Genomic DNA, 10,130 nt, shown 5'->3' on the forward strand with positions numbered 1-10,130 from the left:
TGAACGAATACCGAGGCAACCTGTCCCGGCCAGCTCCGTCTGTGAGCGGCCCTGTGCTTGATGCTCCTGTTCCATTTGTTGATTCCACTGTCACCCGCCCGGCGGTGATCGCATGAGTGCCCCCTTACACGAGCGTTCTGTTCGTGTCCTCAATCGCCAAGGTTTGCATGCCCGACCAGCAGATTTGCTGGTTCGCTGCGCATCGGAATTCCAGTCTCAGATCTTCCTGCAAAAGGGATCTGAAAAAGTGGACTGCCGTAGCATCCTGTCTCTGTTGACACTCGGAGCCACCGAGGGAACCGATCTCACGGTTTCCGCCCAAGGTCAAGACGCCGAACAAGCCCTCGAAGCCGTTGGTCAACTGTTCGACCGCGGTTTCCATGAACTCGATGAGAATCCTGGCTCACCAGCCTGCTCGGCCGGTGAGACCAGCGATTCTCCTGATCAATCACCCTCGTAAAAGAGATCCAAATGTCGTTTTTCCCGATCCTTTTTTCCCGTTGCCCGGTGGTGCCGGTTCGCGTTTAGAACGCTTTCCAACCCAACAACCAAACAATCATCCGCCTCGAATTAGCCTGGCGAAACCGCTCATCACTCGTCCAAGCTCGACGACTGCGATGCTCCGTTTCGAACTCGCTTCTCCCCAGACCACCCACCCGAATCGGTGACCTGAGAACCGTCGCGGCCTACGTGATTCTCGCATCCCTGCGACCCCTGCGGGTGTCCACGACACCTTCCACTGGGGTAGGCATGGCGCAAATGAGTTGGCAAGCTTGGTGGATGCTCCGCAGAAACCACCCTTTAAACGCACAAGAAGAATTCAATCGGATCGAGTCTTTCGGCATCGAAGCATGATGCTTGAATTGCAAGGCATTCCCGTCTCACCGGGTGTCGCCATCGGCCCAGCCCTGGTGCTGGACGCCGATGGATACCGCATCCCGCGTTGCATCGTCCCGGCGTCTGACGTCGAGGATGAGTTCGCGCGTCTGCACACCGCCGTGGACCTAGTTAGCGCCCATTTGGAACACAGCCGACTGGAAACCACGGCCACCGCAGGACGCTCCACCGGCGACATTTTTGCAGCCCAACTGCAAATGCTGCACGACCCGCGACTGCACTCGGAACTGCAACGTCGAATCGGCGAAGACCGACAATCAGCCGCCTTTGCCGTCAGCGGTGTGCTGCACAACTATGCCTCCGCCCTTCGCCGCCTCGACAACCCGTTGCTGGCCGACCGGGCTCAAGACGTGTTGGATATCGAGCGTCAATTGCTGATGCAACTCGGCGCGGTCACCCGCCAACCGCTTTCGGATTTGAGCGAGCCGGTCATTGTGCTTTCGCACATGCTCACGCCCAGTGAAACGGCCAATCTGGATCGCAGATACGTCAAGGGTTTCTGCACCGAGACAGGCGGCCCCGGCGGCCACACCGCAATCGTCGCGAAAGGCCTAGAAATCCCGGCCGTTGTCGGCATCGGAGACTTCTTGCACCAAATCGCTGGCTCCAACTGCGTGATTGTCGACGGCGACCGCGGCAAACTGATCGTCGATCCCGACGAAGAGGTCCTGGAAAATTACCTTCAGCGAGCCGAATACCGCCGCTCGCTCGCGGTGCGACTGGCAGAACTCAGCCAACTGCCCGCCGAAACCACCGACGGTATTCGCATTCAACTCAATGCGAACATCGAGTTCCCTCACGAAACTGCCGCCTGCTTGGAACGCGGTGCCGACGGAATCGGGCTGTACCGCACCGAGTTCTTGTACCTCTCTTCCGACGACGAACCGTCCGAAGAAGATCACTACCAAGCCTACTCCGAAGTCGTTCAAAAGATGGACGGCCGCCCGGTTGTCATCCGAACCCTCGACCTGGGTGCCGACAAAATGGGCCGTGGCAACATGGCTCATCGTGAAAACAACCCGTTCCTCGGATTGCGAAGCATCCGCTTGTCTCTTCGCAACCTCGACGTGTTCCGGCCACAGCTTCGAGCTGTCCTGCGAGCCGCTGTTCACGGCGACGTTCGCGTGATGTTCCCACTGATCACCACGATCAACGAACTTCGACAGGCCCGCATGCTGCTGAACGTCGTCGCAGAAGACTTGCAAGAATCTGGCCTGCCGTACCGCAGCGACCTGCCCGTCGGAATGATGGTCGAAGTCCCCGCCGCGGTGATGATGCTGGAACACTTCGCTAGCGAAGTCGATTTCTTCAGCATCGGCACCAACGACTGGGCCCAGTACACCCTGGCCGTCGACCGCAGCAATGAATACGTCGCGGACCTTTATAAATCCAGCGACCCTGCCGTGCTGCGACTGATTCAGCACAGCATCGATGTGGCTGCCAAAAACCAAACACCAGTCAGTGTCTGTGGTGAGATGAGCAGCAACCCGGGCCGCGCGTTGCTGTTGCTGGGAATGGGAGTTCGCAACCTCAGCGTTCCGCCTTCCGCTTTGCCACGCGTCAAAAAAGTCATCCGCAATGTCTCGATCGAGCAGTGCCAAATGATCGCCGAACGCGTGATGAAACTGGAAGCCGCTCGCGACGTCGACCTCTACCTGCTGGATCGACTGGCCGACCTGGCTCCCGAATTGGTGATGCAATGAGAACGCGGCCTTCTCGGCAATCGCCCAACTTGCACCCGGCTGATCAACTGCGGATTCGCTATCGAGTCCGCTTTGCCAAAACCGGTTTGTTGCGATGGATCAGCCACCGCGACTTGGCCCTTTTGTTTGAACGTGTCGCACGGCGAGTCGCGCTGCCCCTGTCGATGACAGAAGGTTTTCACCCCACGCCGCGAATTGCCTTTCCATCCGCACTGCCGCTGGGAATCGAGAGCCTCGACGAAGTCGCCGAGATCGATCTTTGCGAAGATCTCGACGCGGATGAATTGCTGCAACGTTTGCGTGGCGACGAACAACCCGGCCTCACCATCCACTCGGTCGAAAAGATCCCGGAAGGCGTGAAAAAAGCACGCATCAAGGCCACCGAGTACACCGTGTCGTTCCCGGATGACTGGGACGAATCCAAACGCGACCAAATCCAACAAAACATCGCCAACCTGCAAAACAAAGAATCCGTTTCGGTCGAGCGAAAAGGCAAGACTGTCACGGCGATCGTGAAGGAACACCTGCCCACGATCGAACTGCAAGACAACCAACTGTTTGCTCGCATGGTCCTCGCCGAAGGAGCGTCCCTGAAAATGCAGGACGTGCTCGACCTGCTGGACCTGAGCGACTGGCCCGAACGCGGCGCGACGATCGTTCGCACCGGCGTTGAACTCCAAGGGCAGAACCCGAATTAAACGCTCCTGAGTCAGGAGCAACCACATACTTTCGTAACGTCGGCGTCCATGTGACCGTCCTTGTTGGCAATCGCATCAAGCCGGCTTAACACAGAAGAAGAGGTGACTTAGATGAAACGTGAAATGCTGATCAACGTGCTTCAGCCCGAAGAAAGCCGTATCGCGGTGGTCGAGAACAATCGACTGGAAGAGCTGTACGTCGAACGGAAGAGCGTTGAGAACTACTCCGGCAACATTTACCGCGGCAAGATCGTCAATCTCGAACCCAGCATCCAAGCGGCATTTGTCGACTTTGGTGTGGGCCGTAATGGCTTTTTGCACATTAGCGACATTGAGCCGAAATACTTCCGCCAAGGCGGTTACGATCCCGAAGAAATCATGCGGGAATCAGACGAGATGGCCGAAGCCGCCGCCCAACGCAATCGCGAATCGGGACGCGGCAGCACACGAGTCTTCAAAGGCGGACGCCCTCGTAACAAACCACCGATCCAAGAAATCTTCAAACGTGGCGACGAAGTCCTGGTGCAGGTCATCAAGGAAGGCATCGGCAACAAAGGCCCGACGCTCAGCACCTACATCTCGATCCCCGGTCGCTACCTCGTGCTCATGCCAGCGCTCTCGCGTGTGGGCGTCAGCCGTAAAATTGAAGACGAAGACGATCGCAAGCGATTGAAAAAATGCTTGCTGTCACTCAACCCGCCCAAGGGCCTCGGCTTCATCGTCCGCACCGCTGGCGCTGGGCGCAGCGAAGACGAACTTCAACGCGACATGGATTACCTGCTGCGTCTGTGGAAAGCGATTGTTCGCCGAGTCGAAAACACCACGGAACCCGGTGAAATCTACGAAGAAAGCGATCTGATCATTCGCACCATTCGCGATATCTACAGCGACGACATCGATCACATCCTGATCGACCAAAAGGAATCCTACGAAAAGGCTCGCGACTTCTTGAAAATGGTCATGCCGCGGGTTGTCGATCGCTTGAAATACTACGACGGCCCCGGCCCTCTTTTCCACAAGTACAACCTGGAAGAGGAGATCGTCAAAATCAACCAACGCCAAGTTGCTCTGCCCGACGGTGGCTCGATCGTGATCGACCCGACGGAAGCCCTCGTCGCCATCGACGTCAACAGCGGCAACTTCCGTGGCAACGCTTCAGCGGAAGAAAATGCATTCCGCCTGAACATCGCTGCGGCCAAAGAAATCGCTCGCCAACTTCGCCTCCGCGACTTGGGCGGCGTGATCGTGAACGACTTCATCGACATGCGAAAAGAAAGCTATCGTCGCAAAGTCGAACGCGTTCTTCGCGATGCAATGGCCAACGACCGCGCTCGTACCAAGATCCTTCGAACCAGCCCGTTTGGTTTGATTGAAATGACTCGTCAACGAATTCGTCCCAGCCTGAAACGCAGCATCTACAAGGACTGCCCTTGCTGCGAAGGACGCGGTTTGGTCAAGACTCCGGAAAGCATGTCCATCGAAGTCGTCCGCATGCTGGCACTAGCGGTCAAGAACAAACACATCGTTCGCGTCACCGTTCGCGTCAACGACGAAGTCTCCGCCTTCTTGAACAACAAGAAACGTCGCACCGTCAGTGAGATGGAAGAATCCGGTAACATGACCGTTCAAATCCTCGGAAGCGAAGGACTGTTCCCGGAACACCTGGAAGTGGATTGCCGTGACGAGCACGGCGAACGCGTCGAAATCGACTCCTGATCCCAATGCAAATTGATGTCTCCACAACCCAATCACGAACTTGTTTTGTGATTGGGTTTTTGTCGCTGGTGCTGACCGTCTGCCTCGGTTCGTACAACACAGCGACGGCTGATTCCCGCCCCAACATTCTGTTCGTCCTGTGCGATGACCATCGTTTCGATTGCCTGGGCGTTGCGGGTCACCCTTTTTTAGAGACGCCCCATCTCGATGCGATGGCTCGCGATGGCGCGATGCTCCGCCGAGCCTATGTGACAACCTCACTGTGCTCTCCCAGTCGCGCTTCGATCCTGACGGGCCAGTACGCTCATAATCACCGCGTCGTCGACAACTACCACGCAGTCGATCCCAACCTGGTCTTCTTTCCTCAATCCTTGCAAGAAGCTGGCTACCAAACCGCCTTCATCGGCAAGTGGCACATGGGTGGCGATATCGATGACCCTCAACGCGGCTTTGACCACTGGGTCTCGTTTCGAGGGCAAGGCACCTACTGGCCCGACGGCCATGGGACGACGCGTGAAGTCCCGCAAACCACCTACGACGGATTCAACGTCAACGGAAAACGCGTGCCGCAACGCGGCTACATCACCGACGAATTGACGGACTACTCACTGGATTGGCTGAACAAACGCGATCCGGACAAGCCGTTCTTTTTGTACGTCAGCCATAAAGCCGTGCATGCGGACTTCGTTCCCGCTGACCGGCACCGTGGTCGCTACGATAACGAAACGCTGCCAATTGAGATCCCGACCACCGAAGCAATGGAAACCGGGAACAAACCCATGTGGGTTCGCAATCAACGCAACAGTCGTCATGGCGTTGACTTTGGTTACAACCTGCCAGGATTCAGCCCCGAGGTTTACTACCGTCGCTATTGCGAATCCCTGCTGGCGGTGGATGAATCGGTTGGCCGACTGCGAGAATTCCTGAAGCAACAAGAGCTCGCTGAGAACACCATCGTCGTCTACATGGGCGACAACGGCTTTCAATTCGGCGACCACGGACTGATCGACAAACGCACCGCGTATGAAGCCAGCGCCAAAGTGCCCCTGTTGGTCGTCGCCCCTGGCAAAGTCCCCGCGGGCGTCCCGTTCGATGGCTTGGTCGGCAACATCGACATCGCCCCCACACTTCTGGAAGCCGCCCAAGCCCCCAAATTGAACAACATCAATGGGCAAAGTGTTTGGCAGGCTCTCTGTTCGGGTGACGCATCGGCTCTGAAAGACCGCACGCTGCTTTACGAGTACTACTGGGAACGCAACTACCCGCACACACCGACGTTGCATGCCATCATCGGCGGCCGCTTCAAATACATCCGCTGCCACGGATTGTGGGACCGCGACGAACTCTATGACCTCGAATCCGACCCCGCAGAAATGCGAAACCTCATCCATGATTCGAGTTATGCTAAACACGTCGAATCGTTGAACCAGCAACTGTGGCACCTGCTGAAAAACAGCACTGGCATGGAGATGCCTTTGCTGGAAGATCACGGCCCACGGTTCCCGCTTCGCGATCCGAACCAGTCTCCCCAAGCCACTTTTCCGAAGCAATATTTTTCGGAGCAGTGACTCCCACCTCTCTCTAGCCCCACCCAATATGAACGTTCCCCACCGTTTGCTGCTGGCGTTGCCGGCCATTTGTTTCGCGTTTCTGTTCCGGGCCCCAGCATCCGCGGAAGACGCCCCACTCAACGTGGTCGTCATCCTCAGTGACGACCAAGCCTGGACCGATTACTCGTTCATGGGGCATCCCCAGATCGAGACCCCCAACCTGGACCGCTTGGCCAAGGAAAGTCTCACGTTCACACGTGGGTATTCGCCGGTCAGCCTGTGCCGTCCATCGCTTGCCACCATCGTCAGCGGCCTCTACCCGCACCAACATGGAATTGTTGGAAATGACCCACCATGGGCGGGGATGCAAGACGGCCAGCGTCGACCGGCGCACAACCAACCGGCTTACGTCCAAAACCGGATGGATTACCTGCAGCATGTGGACCAATTGGATTGTCACCCGGAACTGCTCGCTCCTCACGGCTATCGCAGCCTGCAAACCGGCAAGTGGTGGGAAGGCAAACCCGCGCGTGCAGGCTTCACCGACGCGATGACCCATGGTGACTTCACCCGTGATGGTCGCCACGGCGATGTCGGGCTGAAGATCGGCCGAGAAGGGATGCAAGTCATCGATGACTTCCTGACTGACACACAACAGAAAAAACAACCGTTTTATCTCTGGTACGCCCCCTTCTTGCCGCACACGCCACACAATCCACCAGAACGTTTGCTGGCGAAATACCGCGACAAAACCGACTCGCTGCCGATGGCCAAGTACTGGGCCATGTGCGAGTGGTTCGACGAAACCTGCGGGGAACTGCTTGGCCTGCTCGACAAACATTCGCTCGCTGAAAACACGCTCGTCGTCTATGTCACCGACAACGGCTGGATCAACCAAACCACCGCCAGCCGCTACGCCCCTCGCAGCAAACGCAGTCCCAACGAAGGCGGAACTCGCACGCCGATCATGTACCGTTTGCCCGGTGTGATCGAACCGCGAATGGACACCACGCACCTAGCATCCACGATCGACGTCGTCCCGACGGTCCAGCACCTGCTCGGGTTCGAAGTTCCTGATAACTTGCCCGGGATCAATGTTCTCGATCCCGATGAACTGGAACTGCGTGATGCAATCTATGGAGAGATCTTCGAACACGACATCCAGTCGATGGACGATCCATCTTCAAGTTTGCGATATCGCTGGGTCATTCAAGGCGATTACAAGCTGATTGATCCTTCCAATCGCATGACAGGCCAGTCGCCTGAACTCTACAATGTCGTGAAGGACCCGCACGAGAACCAGAACTTGGCGGATCAAAAGCCCGAAACGGTTGAAGCCCTGCAATCCTTGCTGGATGAATGGTATTCACCGGACTCGGCATGATCGTGGATGTCACTTGATCCTCCTCACTGCATGGGCGAGCCTCGTTGACCACGACATGATTCTCACTCGGTCTTGAAAGACGAATTCGATGAAAGTTGGCAGTGGCGGTGGCTTCCGAGCCATTTGGTACACGTTCAAAAAAGGGCGTGAGACCGGCAGTGTTTGGAAGCTCTACCAAGCCATGCGGACTCGAAACTCTTGCAAGACCTGTGCGGTCGGCATGGGTGGCCAAAAAGGCGGCATGGTCAACGAGACGGGCTCTTTCCCCGAGGTCTGCAAAAAAAGTTTGCAGGCCATGGTCGCGGACATGCAGCCCGGTATTGAACCGCCGTTCTGGAAGAAAACCTCGGTCGAACAACTCGCGGCAATGACACCACGCGAGCTGGAACATCTCGGCCGGCTGATCCACCCAGTTCGCTACCGGCAAGGTGACTCACACTACGAAACGATCACCTGGGAAGAAGCCTTCGACACCATCGTCGGCAAACTCGCCTCGCTCTCACCCGAAGAAACGTTCTGGTACTTCAGCGGACGCGGCAGCAACGAAGCGGGTTTCCTGTTGCAGTTGCTCGCTCGCGTGTACGGCACCAACAACGTCAACAACTGCAGCTTCTATTGTCACCAAGCCAGCGGTGTTGGGCTGCAAAGCAGTGTTGGCAGTGGCACGGCAACCATTCAGCTCGAAGACCTCGAAAAATCCGACTGCGTGTTCCTGATTGGCGGCAACCCAGCCAGCAATCACCCGCGACTGATGACCAGCCTGATGCACGTTCGGCGTCGCGGTGGCAAAGTCATCGTCATCAACCCGGTCGAAGAAACAGGGCTGGTCAAATTCCGAATCCCCAGCGATCCAATTTCGTTGCTCAAGGGAACCAAGGTCGCGACGCACTACGTCAAACCACACATTGGTGGTGACTTAGCGTTGCTGTGGGGCATCGCGAAATCACTGCAAGAAACCAACCAAATCGACCTGCCGTTTCTACAGCAACACTGCAACGGGCACGAGGAATACCTCGCCGCACTGCAAGCTTTTGAGTGGGATGAACTCGAACGCAAATCGGGCGTCGATCAATCCGAAATGGAATCGATCGCGGCGTTGTACGCCAAGAGCGAACGCGCCGTGTTCTCGTGGACCATGGGAATCACCCACCATGCTCACGGCGTTGAGAATGTCCAGGCGATCGCGAACCTCGCCATGTGCCGCGGGATGGTCGGGCGTCCCGGCAGTGGCTTGATGCCAATTCGCGGTCACAGCAACGTGCAGGGCATCGGCAGCGTTGGCGTCACGCCCAAACTCAAACAACAAATCTTCGATGCGTTGCAGGAACACTTTGGCGTCGAACTTCCAACCACCGAAGGCCTGGACACGCTCGCCTGCATGGAAGACGCCGCGTCAGGAAAAATCAAAGCCGGGTTCTGCTTGGGCGGCAACCTATTCGGGTCCAATCCGGATGCAACCTTCGCCGGTGAAGCCCTATCCAATCTCGATCTCAACGTGATGATGAACACCACGATGAACACGGGACATGCTCACGGGCTCGCCAAAGAAACAATCATCTTGCCCGTCCTCGCTCGGGACGAAGAACCCGAACCCACGACGCAAGAATCCATGTTCAATTTCGTTCGACTGAGCGACGGCGGGCCTCGCCGATTGCCAGGTCCACGCAGCGAAGTTGAAATCATCGCGACGCTAGGCGAACGCTTGCTTCCCGATGCGAAGGGCATCGACTGGAAACAGATGCACCACACCTCCACGATCCGCGATTGGATCGGCCGGGTCGTGCCCGGGTACGGAAAGATCAGCTCGATCGACCAAACCAAAGAAGAATTCCAGATCGGCGGACGTACGTTCTACGAACCTCAATTCGGCACCGCAGATGGGCGGGCGGTACTGCACTGCCACACGATCCCACACCTCAAGGGCACCGCTGAAAATGAACTGCGGTTGATGACCGTTCGCAGCGAAGGCCAATTCAACACCGTCGTGTATGAAGAAGAGGACCTGTATCGCAACCAAGACCGCCGGGACATCATCCTGATGAACCCCGATGACCTGCAGCGTCTCGGGCTGGCTCACGATCAGCGTGTGACCGTCGAAAACGAAATTGGATCGATGCCCGGCATTCTGGCTCGCGGCTACGAGAAAATACGTGCCGGAAACGATTTGTTGTATTAACCCGAG

7 protein-coding genes are annotated in these 10,130 nt (G+C 57.0%); all 7 read left to right on the top strand.

The features are described 5' to 3' along the window. Nucleotides 1-112: 112 nt before the first annotated feature. Nucleotides 113-460 (top strand): HPr family phosphocarrier protein, encoded by a 348-nt coding sequence (locus ACF8AM_RS02165; protein ID WP_392554060.1) that lies wholly within the window; start codon nt 113-115, stop codon nt 458-460. Nucleotides 461-854: 394 nt separating this feature from the next. Further along, entirely contained in the window at nt 855-2,600 is a 1,746-nt protein-coding gene (gene ptsP / locus ACF8AM_RS02170; protein WP_392554067.1) for a phosphoenolpyruvate--protein phosphotransferase, read from the top strand. Further along, complete coding sequence (locus ACF8AM_RS02175) at nt 2,597-3,298, top strand: TIGR03936 family radical SAM-associated protein (protein ID WP_392554061.1); 702 nt, start codon at nt 2,597-2,599, stop codon at nt 3,296-3,298. Before ptsP ends, ACF8AM_RS02175 begins: the two co-directional genes overlap by 4 nt. A 111-nt stretch (nt 3,299-3,409) precedes the next feature. Then, the gene (locus ACF8AM_RS02180; RefSeq protein ID WP_392554062.1) at nt 3,410-5,014 is read left to right on the top strand and encodes a ribonuclease E/G; all 1,605 of its coding nucleotides are present in this window, start codon (nt 3,410-3,412) and stop codon (nt 5,012-5,014) included. Between the two features lie 5 nt (nt 5,015-5,019). Further along, the gene (locus ACF8AM_RS02185) at nt 5,020-6,582 is read left to right on the top strand and encodes a sulfatase (protein ID WP_392554063.1); all 1,563 of its coding nucleotides are present in this window, start codon (nt 5,020-5,022) and stop codon (nt 6,580-6,582) included. Between the two features lie 28 nt (nt 6,583-6,610). After that, a complete protein-coding gene (locus tag ACF8AM_RS02190) occupies nt 6,611-7,948 on the top strand; it encodes a sulfatase (protein ID WP_392554064.1) in 1,338 nt (445 codons plus the stop codon). Between the two features lie 88 nt (nt 7,949-8,036). Then, nucleotides 8,037-10,124: an FdhF/YdeP family oxidoreductase gene (locus ACF8AM_RS02195; RefSeq protein ID WP_392554065.1), complete on the top strand. Its 2,088-nt coding sequence runs from the start codon at nt 8,037-8,039 to the stop codon at nt 10,122-10,124. Nucleotides 10,125-10,130 lie beyond the last annotated feature (6 nt).

Source organism: Rhodopirellula sp. JB055 (assembly GCF_043100905.1).
Lineage (GTDB): Bacteria > Planctomycetota > Planctomycetia > Pirellulales > Pirellulaceae > Rhodopirellula.